Source organism: Ramlibacter sp. MMS24-I3-19 (genome assembly GCF_050320135.1).
Lineage (GTDB): Bacteria > Pseudomonadota > Gammaproteobacteria > Burkholderiales > Burkholderiaceae_C > Ramlibacter.
Map to the genome: position 1 here is coordinate 1,118,305 of NZ_CP190017.1, position 15,187 is coordinate 1,133,491.

The 15,187-nt window shown below is 69.1% G+C and carries 17 protein-coding genes and 1 pseudogene; 10 read left to right on the forward strand and 8 right to left on the reverse strand.

The features are described from left to right. The first annotated feature begins 4 nt into the window (after nt 1-4). Genes ACPWT1_RS05525 through ptsP form a run of 5 tightly spaced genes read left to right on the forward strand, consistent with a single transcriptional unit; the run spans nt 5 to nt 4,225 of the window. On the forward strand, nt 5-520 hold the full coding sequence (locus tag ACPWT1_RS05525; protein ID WP_427914393.1) for a hypothetical protein: 516 nt from the start codon (nt 5-7) through the stop codon (nt 518-520). Continuing rightward, entirely contained in the window at nt 517-1,749 is a 1,233-nt protein-coding gene (locus ACPWT1_RS05530) for an MFS transporter (RefSeq protein ID WP_427914394.1), read from the forward strand. The genes ACPWT1_RS05525 and ACPWT1_RS05530 overlap by 4 nt, the downstream gene beginning before the upstream one ends. Then, nucleotides 1,746-2,201 (forward strand): PTS sugar transporter subunit IIA, encoded by a 456-nt coding sequence (locus ACPWT1_RS05535; protein ID WP_427914395.1) that lies wholly within the window; start codon nt 1,746-1,748, stop codon nt 2,199-2,201. Before ACPWT1_RS05530 ends, ACPWT1_RS05535 begins: the two co-directional genes overlap by 4 nt. Further along, nucleotides 2,170-2,439, forward strand: a complete 270-nt coding sequence (locus ACPWT1_RS05540; protein WP_427914396.1) for an HPr family phosphocarrier protein — start codon at nt 2,170-2,172, stop codon at nt 2,437-2,439. The genes ACPWT1_RS05535 and ACPWT1_RS05540 overlap by 32 nt, the downstream gene beginning before the upstream one ends. Before the next feature lie 16 nt (nt 2,440-2,455). Next, complete coding sequence (ptsP, locus tag ACPWT1_RS05545) at nt 2,456-4,225, forward strand: phosphoenolpyruvate--protein phosphotransferase (RefSeq protein WP_427914397.1); 1,770 nt, start codon at nt 2,456-2,458, stop codon at nt 4,223-4,225. A 9-nt stretch (nt 4,226-4,234) separates the two neighbouring features. On the opposite strand, the gene ACPWT1_RS05550 is transcribed toward ptsP, so the two are convergent. Together ACPWT1_RS05550 and ACPWT1_RS05555 are read right to left on the reverse strand one after the other, a co-directional pair. Continuing rightward, the gene (locus ACPWT1_RS05550; RefSeq protein WP_427914398.1) at nt 4,235-5,551 is read right to left on the reverse strand and encodes a penicillin-binding transpeptidase domain-containing protein; all 1,317 of its coding nucleotides are present in this window, start codon (nt 5,549-5,551) and stop codon (nt 4,235-4,237) included. A 478-nt stretch (nt 5,552-6,029) separates the two neighbouring features. Then, nucleotides 6,030-6,722, reverse strand: a pseudogene (locus tag ACPWT1_RS05555) (transglycosylase domain-containing protein); the annotation flags it as partial. A gap of 209 nt (nt 6,723-6,931) precedes the next feature. Between ACPWT1_RS05555 and ACPWT1_RS05560 the strand changes: the two are divergent. Then, on the forward strand, nt 6,932-7,912 hold the full coding sequence (locus ACPWT1_RS05560) for an aldose 1-epimerase (RefSeq protein WP_427914399.1): 981 nt from the start codon (nt 6,932-6,934) through the stop codon (nt 7,910-7,912). 12 nt (nt 7,913-7,924) lie between these two features. On the opposite strand, the gene ACPWT1_RS05565 is transcribed toward ACPWT1_RS05560, so the two are convergent. The 6 genes from ACPWT1_RS05565 to ACPWT1_RS05590 are packed head-to-tail and all read right to left on the reverse strand — an operon-like array spanning nt 7,925 to nt 12,777. Next, nucleotides 7,925-8,776, reverse strand: coding sequence for a DMT family transporter (locus ACPWT1_RS05565; RefSeq protein ID WP_427914400.1), 852 nt, complete (start codon nt 8,774-8,776; stop codon nt 7,925-7,927). Nucleotides 8,777-8,824: 48 nt separating this feature from the next. Beyond that, nucleotides 8,825-9,814 carry a lipoyl synthase gene (gene lipA / locus ACPWT1_RS05570; protein ID WP_427914401.1) on the reverse strand — a complete coding sequence of 330 codons (990 nt, stop codon included), beginning with the start codon at nt 9,812-9,814 and terminating at the stop codon, nt 8,825-8,827. Nucleotides 9,815-9,825: 11 nt separating this feature from the next. Next, a complete protein-coding gene (gene lipB / locus ACPWT1_RS05575; RefSeq protein WP_427914402.1) occupies nt 9,826-10,488 on the reverse strand; it encodes a lipoyl(octanoyl) transferase LipB in 663 nt (220 codons plus the stop codon). A gap of 5 nt (nt 10,489-10,493) precedes the next feature. Further along, nucleotides 10,494-10,796, reverse strand: coding sequence for a YbeD family protein (locus ACPWT1_RS05580; RefSeq protein WP_427914403.1), 303 nt, complete (start codon nt 10,794-10,796; stop codon nt 10,494-10,496). Further along, complete coding sequence (locus tag ACPWT1_RS05585) at nt 10,793-11,686, reverse strand: D-amino acid aminotransferase (protein ID WP_427914404.1); 894 nt, start codon at nt 11,684-11,686, stop codon at nt 10,793-10,795. The genes ACPWT1_RS05580 and ACPWT1_RS05585 overlap by 4 nt, the downstream gene beginning before the upstream one ends. After that, nucleotides 11,683-12,777 carry an MBL fold metallo-hydrolase gene (locus tag ACPWT1_RS05590; protein WP_427914405.1) on the reverse strand — a complete coding sequence of 365 codons (1,095 nt, stop codon included), beginning with the start codon at nt 12,775-12,777 and terminating at the stop codon, nt 11,683-11,685. Before ACPWT1_RS05590 ends, ACPWT1_RS05585 begins: the two co-directional genes overlap by 4 nt. Before the next feature lie 302 nt (nt 12,778-13,079). On the opposite strand from ACPWT1_RS05590, the gene ACPWT1_RS05595 reads away from it, so the two are divergent. From ACPWT1_RS05595 to ACPWT1_RS05610, 4 genes are all read left to right on the forward strand, one after another. After that, on the forward strand, nt 13,080-13,415 hold the full coding sequence (locus ACPWT1_RS05595) for an ATP synthase subunit I (protein ID WP_427914406.1): 336 nt from the start codon (nt 13,080-13,082) through the stop codon (nt 13,413-13,415). 27 nt (nt 13,416-13,442) lie between these two features. Continuing rightward, nucleotides 13,443-14,315, forward strand: a complete 873-nt coding sequence (gene atpB / locus ACPWT1_RS05600; protein ID WP_427914407.1) for a F0F1 ATP synthase subunit A — start codon at nt 13,443-13,445, stop codon at nt 14,313-14,315. A gap of 56 nt (nt 14,316-14,371) precedes the next feature. Beyond that, the gene (atpE, locus tag ACPWT1_RS05605; protein WP_227753795.1) at nt 14,372-14,635 is read left to right on the forward strand and encodes a F0F1 ATP synthase subunit C; all 264 of its coding nucleotides are present in this window, start codon (nt 14,372-14,374) and stop codon (nt 14,633-14,635) included. A 69-nt stretch (nt 14,636-14,704) separates the two neighbouring features. Continuing rightward, nucleotides 14,705-15,175, forward strand: coding sequence for a F0F1 ATP synthase subunit B (locus ACPWT1_RS05610; protein ID WP_427914408.1), 471 nt, complete (start codon nt 14,705-14,707; stop codon nt 15,173-15,175). The last annotated feature ends 12 nt before the right edge of the window (nt 15,176-15,187 follow it).

Below are 15,187 nucleotides of genomic sequence, written 5' to 3' on the forward strand. Positions count from 1 at the left end.
GCCGATGCTTCGCTTCCCGGCGGTGCTGCTGCTCGCGCTGGCAGCGGTCGCCTGCAGTCCCACCTTCAACTGGCGCGAGGTCCGCGTCGAGTCCACCTCCCTCAAGGCCATGCTGCCGTGCAAGCCGGACAGGGGCATGCGTCGCGTCGCCATGGGCACTGCCCAGGTCGAGCTGTCGGGGATCGGCTGCGACACCGGGGGCGCCACCTTCGCCGTGCTGCATGCCGAGCTGGACGATCCCGCCCGTGCCGACGAGGTGCTGGTGCAATGGAACCGCGCCACGCTGGCCAACCTGCATGGCTCGGCGACGGGCACGCGGCCGTTCGCCTTGCCGGGCGCGACTCCTCTGGCCGCCGCACAGCGCGTCTCGATGGCGGGCCAGCGGCCCGACGGCACGCGGGTGCGCGGCGAAGCGGCCTACTTCGCCCACGGCAACCAGGTGTTCCAGGCCGTCGTGTATGCGGCCGACCCCAGGCCCGACTGGTTGCAGCCGTTCTTCGACGGCCTGAAATTCGAATGAACCGGCTCTCCCCACGCACGGCGACCATCGTCTTCCTCGCGTTCGCGTTCGCCTACTTCTTCTCCGCGGTGCTGCGTGCAGTGACCGCCACGCTGGCCCCGACGCTCACGCAGGAGTTCGCGCTCAAAGCGCAGGACCTCGGCCTGCTGGCGGGCGGCTTCTTCTTCGGCTTCGCAGCCACCCAACTCCCCCTGGGGACGTGGCTCGATCGGCACGGGCCCAAGAAGGTGATCCTCAGCTTCGTGCTGGTGGCCGTCGCCGGCTGCCTGGCCTTCGCACTCGCGCACAGCTTCTGGACCCTGCTGGCCGCGCGCGTGCTGTGCGGCGTCGGCGTCAGTGCCTGCCTGATGGCGCCGCTCACCGGATACCGACGCTGGCTCGATGGTCCGGCACAGCTGCGCGCCAACTCCTGGATGCTCATGACCGGCTCGATGGGGATGGTCGCTTCCACGCTCCCTGTGCAGTGGCTGCTGCCCGTGATGGGCTGGCGGCCGGTGTTCGTCCTGCTGGCCATCGGCCTCGCGGTGGCGTCGCTGGTGCTGGTGTGGCGCGTGCCCGGGTGGGACGTGGGATCCCATGCCGGCGACCAACCGCCCAGCTATGCGCAGGTCTGGCGCCATCCGTACTTCCGCCGCATGGCGCCGATCGGCTTCTTCAACTACGGCGGAATGATCGCCATCCAGTCGCTGTGGGCCGGGCCGTGGATGGTGCGCGTCGCCGGCTGGCAGCCGCTGCAGGCGGCGACCGGGCTGTTCGTGATCAACGTCTGCATGCTGGCGACGTTCTGGACCTGGGGGATGCTCAATCCGGCGCTGCACAGGCGCGGGCTGGGCACCGACCGCCTGATCGCGTGTGGCCTGCCGATCAGCCTGGTGGTGCTGGCCGGCATCATCGCCGCCGGGCCATCGGCGGCGGCAGTGGCCTGGGCGCTGTTCTGCGTCACCAGCACGTTCGTCTCGCTGGCGCAGCCGGCCGTCGGCATGGCGTTCCCCTCCGCCCTGGCCGGGCGCGCCCTGTCGGCCTACAACCTGGTCATCTTCGCCGGCGTGTTCGTCGTGCAGTGGGGCATCGGCCTGCTGGTCGACGGCTTCGGCGCGCTCGGGTTCGACGTGGTGTTGTCATTCCGCGCCGCGATGTCCGTGTTTCTGGCCTGCGCCTGCGCCGCGTACGCGTGGTTCCTGCTGGGTGCACGGGATAATGCAGGAGACCCCCGGCCCGCCTCTCCATGAACGCGATCCTGATCATCGGCCACGCCCCGCTCGCGCACGCGCTGCGCCAGTGCGCGTTGCACGTGTTCCCGGATTGCGCGCAGGTCCTGTCCGCCATCGACGTGCAGCCCAACCTGCCGCCCGAAGAGACGCTGGCCACCGCACGCATCGCGATGACGCAGCTCACGAAGCTGCCGCAGGTGGATGGCGTGCTGGTCCTCACTGACATCTTCGGAGCCACGCCCAGCAACGTGGCCCAGAAGCTGGTCGACGGCGCCACCTCGCGCCTGATCACCGGCGTGAACCTGCCGATGCTCCTGCGCAGCGTGAGCTACCGCCATGAGCCGCTGGACGCACTCGTCGCCCGTGCCGTGGTCGGCGGCACGCAGGGAGTGATGCAGGTGGCCATCACCGCGCCGCAGAACCAGCATCGACGCACCAATGACAAAGACCACCACGACCATCAGCAATAAGCTGGGCCTGCATGCCCGCGCCTCGGCCAAGCTCACCAAGCTGGCTGCCAGCTATCCGTGCGAGGTCTGGATCTCCAGGGGCGAACGCCGCGTCAATGCCAAGAGCATCATGGGCGTCATGATGCTCGCCGCGGGCATCGGCACCGAAGTGACGATCGAGACCGACGGCGAGCGCGAACAGGAAGCGATGGAAGCCCTGCTGGCCCTGGTGCACGACCGCTTCGGCGAAGGCGAGTGAGCTTGCGGGCGCGGCCATGACCTTCGCCATCCACGGCCTGCCTGTCGCCCGCGGCATCGCGATCGGCCGCGCCGTGCTCATGGGCGGCAGGGTCGACGTGGCGCACTACTTCATCGAGCCGCACCAGATCGAGGCCGAGATCGAGCGCGTGCGCGCCGGCCGCAACGCCGTCATCGACGAGATCCACCGGCTGCAGCACACCATCTCGGGCATGGGCCCGAAGGAAGCGCCGCACGAGCTGTCGGCGCTGCTCGACGTGCACCTGATGATCCTGCAGGACGAGGACCTCATCGACGGCATCAGGCACTGGATCCGCGACCGCCTCTACAACGCCGAATGGGCGCTGACCACGCAGCTCGAGCAGCTGTCGCGCCAGTTCGACGACATGGAGGACGAGTACCTGCGCGAGCGCAAGGCCGACCTCGAGCAGGTGACCGAGCGCATCCTGCGCTACATGAAGGGCGTGGCCACGCCGGTGGCGCCGTCGCGCCGCTCGTCGCAGCCGCGCCAGCAGGACCTGCTGCTGGCCGACGACAGCATCGACGTGCCGCTGGTGCTCGTGGCGCACGACCTGTCGCCGGCCGACATGCTGCAGTTCAAGCAGAGCGTGTTTGCCGGCTTCGTCACCGACGTCGGCGGCAAGACCTCGCACACCGCCATCCTGGCCCGCAGCATGGACATCCCCGCGGTGGTCGGCGCGCGCAGCGCAAGCCAGCTGGTGCGGCAGGACGACTGGGTGATCATCGACGGCGACGAGGGCGTGATGATCGTCGACCCGTCGCCGATCATCCTGGCCGAGTACGGCTTCAAGCAGCGCCAGGCCGAGCTCGAACGCGGTCGCCTTATGCGGCTGCGCCACACGCCGGCGATCACCATCGACGGGCAGAAGGTCGAGCTGCTGGCCAACATCGAGATGCCCGAGGACGCCGCCGCGGCGCTGGCGGCTGGTGCCGTGGGCGTGGGCCTGTTCCGCAGCGAGTTCCTGTTCATGAATCGCAAGGGCCACCTGCCCGACGAGGACGAGCAGTACGCCGCCTACAAGCGGGCGATCGAGGGCATGCAGGGGCTGCCGGTCACCATCCGCACCGTCGACGTGGGCGCCGACAAGCCGCTGGACGACCTGCAGCGCGACGAAGCGCACCTCAACCCCGCGCTGGGCCTGCGCGCCATCCGCTGGAGCCTGGCCGACCCGGCCATGTTCCTCACCCAGCTGCGTGCCATCCTGCGCGCGGCCGCGCACGGCAAGGTCAACCTGCTGATCCCGATGCTGGCCCACGCCAGCGAGATCCGCCAGACGCTGTCGCTGCTGGACTTCGCGCGCGCCGAGCTGGACAACCGCGGGGTCGCCTACGGCACGCTGCAGCTGGGCGCGATGATCGAGATCCCCGCCGCGGCGCTGACGCTGCGCACCTTCCTCAAGTACTTCGACTTCCTCTCGATCGGCACCAACGACCTGATCCAGTACACGCTGGCCATCGACCGCGCCGACGAGTCGGTGGCCCACCTGTACGACCCGCTGCATCCGGCCGTGCTGCAGCTGGTGGCCAACACCATCGCCGAGTGCAATGCGCAGGGCAAGGGCGTCAGCGTGTGCGGCGAGATGGCCGGCGACACGCAGCTCACGCGGCTGCTGCTGGGGCTCGGGCTGCGCAGTTTCTCGATGCACCCCGCGCAGATCCTGGCGGTCAAGCAGGAGGTGCTGCGCGCCGATGCGGGGCGGCTGGAGCGCTGGGCCCACGAAGTCGTCGAGGCCGAGGACCCGGCGGCGCTGCTCGGCGCGGCCTGAGGCGCGCGGCTAGAAGCCGGCCTCCTGCGACCGGTAGGGATTCACCGGCGGCGGCGCACCCCTGGCGCCGCTCGCTTCGCCCGAAGGAACCGCGCGTGCGATCGGCGTCGTCTCGCGCTGGGCTCCGGCGACGACGGCGCGTTCGGGTCCACGCACCAGCGCAGGCCGTCCCGGCACGATCGGATCGCGCGGTGGTGCGACCACCACGGCGCGCGGGATGCTGTTGCCGCCCCAGCCCTCCTGCGGCGCGATGACGGCGGGCTCCGCCACCGACGTCGAGGGCGCCACGGTCACTTCAGGGATGCTGGCCACCTCGGGCAGCGTGACTGCCATCGGATCGGCGGCAGGCGCCGGCGTCACGCCCCACCAGGCCTCGAGCTGCGGAACCACCTCGGGATCGGTCAGGCGGGGGAAGGTGGCCTTGGCGTTGATCAGGCGTGCCTTCAGCGTCTGCTTGAAGAAGTCGCCCACCATCGGCAGCGCGCTGCGTGCGCCCTGGCCCCAGGGGTCCTGCATCGTGATGCGGGCATCGTTGAAGCCGACCCAGCTGCCGGCCACCAGCTGCGGATGCATCAGGATGAACCAGCCGTCCACGTTGTCCTGCGAGGTGCCGGTCTTGCCGGCGAGGTCGCCCTGCAGGCCGTACTTGTTGCGGATCGCGGTGCCGGTGCCGCGATCGATCACGCCACGCAGCGCATCGAGCAGGACCACGTCGGGCGCGAACGGCAGCGCCTCCTCGGCGACCGGAACCCGGAACGCCTGCAGCACGCGGCCCTTGCGGTCCTCGATCCGGCTCACCAGCAGCGGCGGTACGTAGCGGCCGGCGTTGGCGATGGTGGCGTAGGCGGTGACCATCTCGCGCAGCGTGACGGGGCTGGTGCCCAGGCCCAGCGACATCACCGGGTCGAGCTTGCTGTCGCGCACGCCCATCGCCTTGGCCAGGGTGGCGACATTGACCGGCCCGGTACGCACCGTCAGTTGCGCGGTGATGGTGTTCTTCGAATACGCGAGGCCGTCGCGCAGCGTCATCGGCTGCCCGCTGGGCACGTCGATGTCCGTCGGGTGCCAGACCTCGCCCGGGCCGATGGTGAAGTCCATGGCCTGGTCCACCAGCACGTCGGTCGGCCGCGCGCCCTGCACGAACGCGGCGCCGTACACGAAGGGCTTGAACGTCGAGCCGGGCTGGCGCCGTGCCTGCGAGACATGGTCGAACTGGTCCTGCTCGAAGTCGCGGCTGCCGACCCAGGCGCGCACCAGCCCCGTCCCCGGTTCCATCGCGATGAAGCCCGACTGCAGCCGCGTCTTGTTGGCCCGCAGGCCTTCCATGAACTGGGCATCGGCACGCAGCTTCGCGATCGCCTCGCCTTCGCTCGAGGCCCGAGGCGCGGGCGGACTGGAACTGCGCGGTCTCGCGGATGAAGGTGTTGACCAGGTCGCGCTGCGCGGTCCAGCCGCGCTTGCCGGACCACAGCGCGTCGACCGTCTTCTGCAGCCGCGCGGCCTGGTCCTGCAGCGCGCGCGTGGCCATCTCCTGCGCACGCGTGTCCAGGGTCGTGTGCACCACCAGGCCGTCGGCATAGATGTCGTAGCCATTGCGGTCGGCCCAGTCGATCAGCCAGCGGCGCACCTGCACCACGAAGTGCGGCGCCGGTCCGAGCTCGTCCTGCTGCTGGGTGAAGTCAAGGCGCAGCGGCGTGGCTCGCAAGCTTGCCAGCTGCTCCTTGGGAACCGCGCCGACTCGGGCCATCTGGGCAAGCACGGTGTTGCGGCGCTGGCGCGCGCGCTGCGGATTGAGCACGGGGTTGTAGTAGCTCGTCCCCTTCAGCATGCCGACCAGCGTCGCGCTCTGCAGCACGTCGAGATCGCGGGCGGACCGGTCGAAGTAGGTGCGCGCCGCCATCTCGATGCCGTACGCGTTGTAGAGGAACGGCACGGTGTTCAGGTAGGTCTCGAGGATCTCGTCCTTGCCATACGCCTGCTCGATGCGAACGGCGGTGATCGCTTCCTTGATCTTGCGTTCGATGGTCGGCGCGCGGCCGATCTCCTCGGGGAACAGGTTGCGCGCGAGCTGCTGCGTGATGGTCGATCCGCCCTGCAGGCGGCCACGCGCCGAGTTGATCGCGGCGCCCAGCGTGCGGCGCAGGTCCAGCCCGTGGTGCTCGTAGAAGCGCTGGTCCTCGGTCGCGAGCAGTGCCTTGATGACATTGGGCGAGATGTCCTGCAGCGCCACCCACTCGCGGTTGGCGCGCCGGAACACGGCCAGCTGCTGGCCGTCGGATGACATCACGAGCGTGGGCTGCTGGCTGCGCACCTTGCGCAGGTCGGCCACGCCCGGCGTCTGCGGAACGAGTGCAAGGACGTACGCGAAGGCCAGCGCCGCGGCGGCGATCGGCACCAGGGAGATCAGCAGCACCGGGTGCAGCCGCCGGAAGCCACCCCAGAGGCGGCGCCAGAAGCGGCGTGTCGCTGGCGGCTCGGCGTTGGACGGAGGGCTCATGCGTGGGGGGAGTGGCGGTGCCCACGACTCTAGGTCGCACGCCGTTGCTCACCCTGTAGGACGGAAACTCAGGCACAGGCGACGACACATGTCACGGATGGAGACGACAAAACAGTCTGTGTCACACGTCGCGTTGGCGACGCGCCTCTTGCGCGCAGAATGCCCGCCCGCTCCGCGCATGGCGCGCGGCGCATGACGAAGGAGTTGCCATGAGTGCCGAGACGCTGGACATGCATCGACCCGATCCTGCGGTGGCGCAGCGCCTGCTGCGCCTGCATGCCGGAGAGCTCGCGGCCGCCATCACGCCCGAGGTCGGGGGTTCGCTCGCCAGCTTCACGCGCCGCTGGAGCGAGGGCGGGCGCGAGCGCGAACTGCACTGGCTGCGGGCCGCCAGCGCCGAAGGCCTGGCGCAGCACAACCCGCTCGCGATGGCCAGCTTCCCGCTGGTGCCGTTCTGCAATCGCATCCGCGAAGGACGGGCGACGTTCGAGGGACGCGAGATCCGCTTCCCGCCCAACCATCCGGCCGAGGACTCGCCGCATCCGCTGCATGGCATCGGCTGGCAACGGCCGTGGCAGGTGGTCTCGTCGCGCGACGACGAGGTGGTGCTTGCATTGCGTGTCGAGGCGGGGCCGGCCTGGCCGTGGTCCTTCTCGGCGCGCCAGGTCATCCGGCTCACGCCGCAACGGCTGCAGGTGCAGATCGAGCTGCGCAACGAGGACACCGCGGCGATGCCGGCGGGCATCGGCCACCACCCCTACTTCCCGCACACGCCGGGCACCCGGCTGCAGACCGCCACGCGCGCGATGTGGGAGGGCGACGACGAAGTGATGCCCACGGGCCTGAACCCGGACGCCACCGTCGTGCGCCAGTTGCGTGAAGGGGCCCAGCTCTCGCAGCTGCACACCGACAACAACTTCACCGGCTGGTCGCGCGAAGCGCGCATCAGCTGGCCAGCCGATGGCGATGGACCGGCACGCGGCTTGGTGATGCAGGCCGAGGCACCCCTCGATTTCTTCGTGCTGTACTGCCAGCGCGGCTACCCGTACTTCTGCGCCGAGCCGGTCAGCCAGTGCACGGATTGGCTCAATCTCGGCGATCGCCATGGTCCCGATGACCTTGGCGGTGCGCGTGTCGCCCCAGGGCAGACGCTGGCGGCCCGGTTCACGCTGACCCCGTCCTGGAGCTGACGCGCGCGACGGTCAGGCGGTTGTCCGCTCCTTGGCGCCGGTACGCGTGCCCACCACGGCGGCGACGATGATCAACGCCGCGGCCAGGGCGATGCTCCAGGTCAAGGCGCGGCCGCTCACAAGCAGCAGCAGCAGCGTCGACGCGAGCGGCGTGATGTAGCTCAGCACGCCGATCTGGCGCGGGTCGCCGGTCTTGAGTGCCTTGTCCCAGAGGAAGAACGCGGCGCCCAGCGGCCCCAGTCCCATCGCGGCCAGCAGCGCCCAGTCCCGCCCCGTCAGTGCAACTGCGGGTTCGAGCAGCCAGTGGCAGGCGAGCGCGAGCAATCCCGACACCAGCCCGAACAGGCCGATGGCCGCCGTCGGAAACGCCCGCACGCGCCTCGTGCCCAGCGAATACGTGGACCATGCCAGCGCTGCGCCCAAAGCGGGCAGGTAGCCCCAGGACCATCCGGCCCGCACGCCGCCGCCGGTGGAGGCTCCGACGATCGCAAGCGCGGCGCCGGCAAAGCCGACCACTGCCGCCAGGACATGGGCCGCCCGCAACCGCAGGCCCGGCAGGATGGCCGGCGCGAGCACCACGATCAGCAGCGGCCAGAGATAGTTGACCAGGTTGGCTTCAACCGCCGGCGCATGGCGCAGCCCGATGAACAGCAGCAGGTGGTAGCCGAAGAGGCCGTAGATGCCCAGCGCCAACGTGCCCGGCGGCACCGTCCAGCGGCGTGCCAGCGGCCACGCCGGCACGCTGCCGATCACCAGCGCGAGGCCCGTGAGCAGGAATGGCGGCACGTGTCCCAGCAACAGGCCCAGCGATGCCAGGCTGGCCCACAGCGCGATCGCGGCGAGCGCATAGACGTTGGGATGCATGCCCCGAGCATACGGGGCGAGCGCAGCGCGCGAGGCGCCGCGCCGGGATCAGGCGCCGGCGACGCCAGCCGCGTGCGCCTGCTGGTCGGCGTGGTAGGAGCTGCGCACCATCGCGCCCACGGCCGCGTGCGTGAAGCCCATCTCGTAGGCCTTATCCTCGAACATCTTGAACGTGTCCGGGTGCACGTAGCGGCGCACCGGCAGGTGCGAGGTGCTGGGCGCGAGGTACTGGCCGATGGTGAGCATGTCGATGTCGTGCGCGCGCATGTCGCGCATCACGGCCAGGATCTCCTCGTCGGTCTCGCCCAGGCCCACCATCAGGCCGCTCTTGGTCGGCACCGTGGGATGCAGCGCCTTGAACTTCTTCAGCAGATTCAGGCTGAACTGGTAGTCGGAGCCGGGCCGCGCTTCCTTGTACAGGCGCGGGATCGTCTCCAGGTTGTGGTTCATCACGTCCGGCGGCGCGGCCTTCAAAATCTCGAGGGCGCGATCGTCGCGGCCGCGGAAGTCCGGCACCAGGATCTCGATGGTGGTGGCGGGCGACAGCTCGCGCGTGCGGCGGATGCAGTCGACGAAGTGCTGGCTGCCGCCGTCGCGCAGGTCGTCGCGGTCAACGCTGGTGATGACCACGTATTTCAGCTTGAGCCTGGCGATGGTGCGGGCCAGGTTCTCGGGCTCGTTCGCGTCCAGCGGATCGGGGCGGCCATGGCCGACGTCGCAGAACGGGCAGCGCCGCGTGCACTTGTCGCCCATGATCATGAACGTGGCCGTGCCTTTGCCGAAGCACTCGCCGATGTTGGGGCACGAGGCTTCTTCGCACACCGTGTGCAGGTTGCTCTCGCGCAGGATCTGCTTGATCTCGTAGAAGCGCGTGGTCGGGGAGCCGGCACGCACGCGGATCCACTCGGGCTTCTTCAGGATCTCGCCGGCTTCCACCTTCACCGGGATGCGCGAGAGCTTGGCCGCCGCCTTCTGCTTGGCGGTGGGGTCGTAGCTCTCGAGGGATTGGGCTTGGCGGACGACTGGGCTGGAACTCATGGGTGCCTTGTTCACGACAGCAGCGCCGTGAGCTGCTCGCCCAGCCGGTGCGCGGCGTCGTTCCAGGTGGTGGGAACCCCGATTGTAGAAAGGTCCACCGTGGCCAGCCCGGCGTAGCCGCATGGGTGGATGCGCGAGAAGGGTTCCAGGTCCATCGCCACGTTCAGCGCCACGCCGTGGTAGGTGCAGTGGCGACTGACCTTGACGCCCAGCGCGGCGATCTTGCCGAGGCCGTCGAAGTCATGTCCCGCCGCGCGCGGCTCGAGACGCTGGTGCGAGAACGGATCGTCCAGCCGCACGTAGATGCCGGGCGCGCCGCTGACGCGGTGGCCGGTGATGCCGTACGACGCGAGCGTGCGCAGCACCGCCTCCTCGAGCCGGAACACGTACTCCTTGACGAAGTAGCCGCGTCGGCGCAGGTCCAGCAGCGGATATGCCACCACCTGGCCTGGCCCGTGGAACGTGACCTGGCCGCCGCGGTTGGTGGCGATGACGGGGATGTCGCCCGGCGCGAGCACGTGCTCGGCCTTGCCCGCCAGGCCTTGCGTGAACACCGGCGGGTGCTCGCACAGCCAGAGCTCGTCCGGTGTGTGCTCGCCGCGCGCGGCCGTGAACGCCTGCATCGCCTGGTAGGTGGGCAGGTACTCCACCCGGCCAAGCGTGGTCGGCTGCATCGGGTTTAGAGGACGACCTTCACCATCGGGTGGGTCGACAGCGTGCGATAGAGCTCGTCGAGCTGCTCGCGGCTGGTGGCCGTCACGGTGATGGTGACGCCCAGGTAGTTGCCGGCCTTGCTGTCGCGCAGTTCGACCGTGCTGGCGTCGAAGCCGGGATCGAAGCGCTTCGCGACGTCGGTGACGGCATGCACGAAGCCATCGACGTTGGCGCCCATGACCTTGATCGGGAAGCGCGACGGATAGGTGATCAGCGAGTCCTTGCGCAGATCGGCGGCGGGTGCGGGAGTGGCGGCAGGTGTGGTCATGAGGAGCGTTTGGCCGACTGGTAGCCGGCATACAGCTTCTCGTAGATGGGGCCGGGCTTGCCGTTTCCAACCGACTTGCCGTCGAGCGTGGTGACGGGCAGCACTTCCTTGGTCGCGGACGACAGCAGCAGCTCGTCGGCCTGGAACACCTCGTCGCGCGGAATGCGTCGCAGCTCGAACGGCACGCCCGCGTCGCGGCACAGCTGCTCGATCAGGCCGTAGCGGATGCCTTCGAGCACCAGGTTGTCCCTGGGTGAGCCGTAGACCTTGCCGTTCTTCACCACCCACACGTTCGACGAGGATGCCTCGGACAGCATGCCGTCGCGGAACATGATGGTCTCGATGGCGCCGACGTCGGCGCTCATCTGGCGCGACAGGACGGCGCCCGCGAGGCTGGTGCTCTTGATGTGGGCCTTCTTCCAGCGGAAGTCGTCGGCGGTGATGCAGGTGAAGCCCGCGGCCCGCTGCTCCGGCGTGTAGAGCGCCATGCGATTGGCCATCGCGAACACCGTCGGCGGGATGCCGAACTGCATGACGTGGTCGCGCATCGCCACGCCGCGCGTGATCTGGATGTACACGAGCTGGTTGGTCTCGGCGGCCGGCTGGGCGACATGACGCGCATACGCCTGCACCAGCTGGTCCACCAGCTCGCGCCACTGCGCGAGCGTGAGCGGGTTTTCCATGCGCAGCTCGGCGAGGCTGCGGTCCAGCCGCGCGAAGTGGTGCTCGAAGCGGAACGGCCGGCCCGCATACACGGGCACGACTTCGTAGATGCCGTCGCCGAAGATGAAGCCGCGGTCCATGACGCTCACGCGCGCTTCGCGCAGGGTCGTGAACTCGCCGTTCAGGTAGCAGGGCAGGGGTGGCAGCGTGGCAGCGGTGTCGTTCATGGCGCCGATTGTCGCGCCTCGCGCGCGGGCAGCCAGCGCGTCTGGCCGATCGCCAGCACGCCGAACGCGGCTTCATCAATGCCCGCGGCCGCGCGGGCCTGCGCCAGGTCGCGCGGCGGCTGGTCGAGCGCCTCGTCGGTGAGCGGGAACGTGCCCCAGTGGATGCCGATGCTCTGGCGCGCGCCCAGGTCGCGGTGCGCCTGCACAGCCTCGGCGGGGTTCATGTGCTGATCGCGCATGAACCAGCGGGGCTCGTACGCGCCGATGGCCAGCAGCGCCAGGTCGAACGGGCCGCCGCGCTCGCGCGCCCGGGTGAAGTGCGAGGCATAGCCGCTGTCGCCCGAGAAGTACCAGTGCAGGTCCGGCGCGCGCACGGCCCAGCCGCCCCACAGCGTCTTGTTGCGATCGTCCAGTCCTCTTGCGGACCAGTGCTGCGCCGGCACCAGCTGGAACGGCACGCCGTGCACCTCGTGCACGTCCCACCAGTCCAGCTCCACCACGTTGCGCACGCCCACGGAGGCCATCCACGCCCTCAGCCCGAGCGGCACGAGGAAGAGCGTGTGGCCCTGGCCGCGCGCGTCGAGCTGCACGATGCTGTCGCGGTCTAGGTGGTCGTAATGGTTGTGCGAGACCAGCACCACGTCGATGGCAGGCAGGTCCGCGAGCGCGATGCCGGGCGGCTGCGCGCGGCGCGGCCCGGCGAATTGCACCGGCGACGCCCGTTCACTGAATACGGGATCGGTCAGCACGTTCACCCCGCCGGCCTGCACGAGCACGGTGGCATGGCCAATCCAGGTGGCCGAGGGGCTGCCCGGTCCCGTGTTGCTGCGCAGCGCCGCGAGATCGGGCGTGACGGCCGGTGTCGGTCGACGGGCTGGAGGCGGCAAGCCGTCGCGCCAGGCCTGCCACTTCCAGCGCAGCAGCGCGGACAGTGGCTTGGCGACCGCGCCTCCATCGAGATTGCGAAAGCCGTCGGCGGTGCGGTGGGGCTCGTCGGCGCCCGTGAGCGCCTGGGCCTTGGCGGCGCAGCCGCCAAGCAACAGCGCGCCGGCGAACGCGGCGCATGCCGCGCGAAGCGAGGTGGAAGACATGTGGTCCTTGCCCGGGTTCCATTGTTGGGCGCCAACGCCGGGCCATGCTCCGTTGGGGTTCGCGTCGGTCTTCGGTCCTCAACCTGACCGGAACCCACGGGGTTTCTCCTTATAATCAGGGGCTTTGTGAAATTTCAGGGTCGAGGGCGGGTACGCGTGGACAGAAAAACGATCGCCCCCCTTCCTGAAACGTCGGAGGACGAGCAACCCCCAGTCAAGCCGCTGACCGCCGAACAGGCGCGCCGGCTGCGCGAGCAGCACCCCCCAGTCTCCCCCTGGTGGGTGGTGGGGGGCAGGCGGTGATGGGCCTGGCCACGGCACTCGTGGCCTGGGCCATCTCCGGCAAGGCAAGCGTTGGGTGGTCCGCCTGTTACGGCGCGCTGGCCGTCGTGATTCCCGCTGCGGTGTTCGCGCGGGGCCTCACGGGCCAGTTCTCCTCCCTGAACGCCGGCACGGCGGCCGTCGGCTTCCTGCTGTGGGAGATGGTGAAGATCGCCTTGTCGGTGGCCATGATGCTGGCCGCGCCAAGGCTGGTGCGCGAGTTGAGCTGGCCGGCCCTGCTGGTGGGCCTGATCCTCGCGATGAAGGTGTACTGGTTGGCACTGGCGTTCGCACCCCGCGGGCGGCCGGCGAAGTGAACTGAAGAAGACGACGAGCGAAGAAACATGGCTGCTGAACACATGGCCGCGGAACACGGCCCGACCGCCGGCGAGTACATCGTCCACCACCTCACTTTCCTGCAGAACAAGAAGCCGGCCAACGTCGTCGATTTCTCGGTCTTCAACTGGGACTCGATGTTCTGGGCGATCGTGCTGGGCGTGATCTGCTGCTTCTTCCTCTGGAAAGCAGCCCGCAAGGCCACTGCCGGCGTGCCTGGCCGCTTCCAGGCCGCGGTGGAGATCCTGGTGGAGATGGTCGACTCGCAGGCCAAGGGCATCGTGCACAACGCCAACAGCCGCAAGTTCGTCTCGCCGCTGGCGCTGACCGTGTTCCTCTGGATCGTCCTGATGAACACGATGGACCTGCTGCCCGTCGATCTGGTGCCTGCCATCTGGGCCAAGATCTATGGCGCCGCAGGCCACGAGCCCGAGCACGCCTTCATGCGCGTGGTGCCCACGGCCGACCTGTCGATCTCGATGGGCCTGTCGATCTCGGTGCTGCTGATCTGCCTGTTCTACAACATGAAGATCAAGGGCATCGGCGGCTGGGTGCACGAGCTGTTCACCGCGCCCTTCGGCAACCACTGGGCGCTGTATCCGTTCAACTTCGCGATGCAGATCATCGAGTTCATCGCCAAGACCGTCTCGCACGGCATGCGACTGTTCGGCAACATGTACGCCGGCGAACTGATCTTCCTGCTGATCGCCCTCATGGGCGGCGCGTTCTCGGCCACGGGCACCGGCATCGGCCTGGCCATCGGCCACATCATCGCCGGCTCGGCCTGGGCGATCTTCCACATCCTGATCATCGTGCTGCAGGCCTTCGTCTTCATGATGCTGACGCTGGTCTACGTGGGCCAGGCCCACGACGCGCACTGATCCCGCTTTCGTTCCCTTTCCCTTTCCAACCAACCCAAAGTCCCTTAGGAGCAATCATGGAAGTCATTAGCTTTGTCGCCCTGGCCGCCGGCCTGATCATCGGCCTCGGTGCCATCGGCGCCTGCATCGGCATCGGCATCATGGGCAGCAAGTACCTCGAGTCGGCCGCCCGCCAGCCCGAGCTGATGAACGAGCTGCAGACCAAGATGTTCCTGCTGGCCGGCCTGATCGACGCCGCGTTCATCATCGGCACGGGTATCGCGCTGTGGTTCGCCACCGCCAACCCGTTCCTGGGCCAGCTGGCCAACCTGCCGAAGTAAGCCGCACCGCGTCCTTCCTTCCCGCAACCACCCCGGGGCGAGCCGCGCGCCGGGGGCAAGGATGAACAAGTGAGCATCACCGGTACCCTCATCATTCAAGTCATCGTGTTCCTGATCCTGGTCGGGTTCACGATGAAGTACGTGTGGCCGCCGATCGCCGCCGCGCTCGACGAGCGGGCCTCCAAGATCGCCGAAGGCCTGGCCGCCGCCGATCGCGCCAAGTCCGAGCTCGCCGCGGCCAACGCCAAGGTGGATGAGGAGCTCGCGAAGTCGCGCAACCAGATCGCCGGCCTGCTGGCCGACGCCGAGCGCCGCGCGCAGTCGATCGTGGATGAAGCCAAGCACCGCGCCACCGACGAGGCCAACAAGATCATCGCTGCCGCGAAGGCCGAGGCCGACCAGCAGACGATCCATGCGCGCGAATCCCTGCGCGACCAGGTCGCCGCGCTGGCCGTCAAGGGTGCCGAGCAGATCCTGCGCAAGGAAGTCAATCCCGGCGTCCACGCCGAGCTGCTCAACCGCCTGAAGACCGAGCTGTAAGGACACACGCAC

Excerpts from the sequence above, each read along its gene's own strand:
- ACPWT1_RS05525 (WP_427914393.1), top strand. The coding sequence starts at position 5 with ATGCTTCGCTTCCCGGCGGTGCTGCTGCTCGCGCTGGCAGCGGTCGCC.
- ACPWT1_RS05530 (WP_427914394.1), top strand. The coding sequence starts at position 517 with ATGAACCGGCTCTCCCCACGCACGGCGACCATCGTCTTCCTCGCGTTC.
- ACPWT1_RS05535 (WP_427914395.1), top strand. The coding sequence starts at position 1,746 with ATGAACGCGATCCTGATCATCGGCCACGCCCCGCTCGCGCACGCGCTG.
- ACPWT1_RS05540 (WP_427914396.1), top strand. The coding sequence starts at position 2,170 with ATGACAAAGACCACCACGACCATCAGCAATAAGCTGGGCCTGCATGCC.
- ptsP (WP_427914397.1), top strand. The coding sequence starts at position 2,456 with ATGACCTTCGCCATCCACGGCCTGCCTGTCGCCCGCGGCATCGCGATC.
- ACPWT1_RS05550 (WP_427914398.1), bottom strand. The coding sequence starts at position 5,551 with ATGGAAGGCCTGCGGGCCAACAAGACGCGGCTGCAGTCGGGCTTCATC.
- ACPWT1_RS05560 (WP_427914399.1), top strand. The coding sequence starts at position 6,932 with ATGAGTGCCGAGACGCTGGACATGCATCGACCCGATCCTGCGGTGGCG.
- ACPWT1_RS05565 (WP_427914400.1), bottom strand. The coding sequence starts at position 8,776 with ATGCATCCCAACGTCTATGCGCTCGCCGCGATCGCGCTGTGGGCCAGC.
- lipA (WP_427914401.1), bottom strand. The coding sequence starts at position 9,814 with ATGAGTTCCAGCCCAGTCGTCCGCCAAGCCCAATCCCTCGAGAGCTAC.
- lipB (WP_427914402.1), bottom strand. The coding sequence starts at position 10,488 with ATGCAGCCGACCACGCTTGGCCGGGTGGAGTACCTGCCCACCTACCAG.
- ACPWT1_RS05580 (WP_427914403.1), bottom strand. The coding sequence starts at position 10,796 with ATGACCACACCTGCCGCCACTCCCGCACCCGCCGCCGATCTGCGCAAG.
- ACPWT1_RS05585 (WP_427914404.1), bottom strand. The coding sequence starts at position 11,686 with ATGAACGACACCGCTGCCACGCTGCCACCCCTGCCCTGCTACCTGAAC.
- ACPWT1_RS05590 (WP_427914405.1), bottom strand. The coding sequence starts at position 12,777 with ATGTCTTCCACCTCGCTTCGCGCGGCATGCGCCGCGTTCGCCGGCGCG.
- ACPWT1_RS05595 (WP_427914406.1), top strand. The coding sequence starts at position 13,080 with ATGGGCCTGGCCACGGCACTCGTGGCCTGGGCCATCTCCGGCAAGGCA.
- atpB (WP_427914407.1), top strand. The coding sequence starts at position 13,443 with ATGGCTGCTGAACACATGGCCGCGGAACACGGCCCGACCGCCGGCGAG.
- atpE (WP_227753795.1), top strand. The coding sequence starts at position 14,372 with ATGGAAGTCATTAGCTTTGTCGCCCTGGCCGCCGGCCTGATCATCGGC.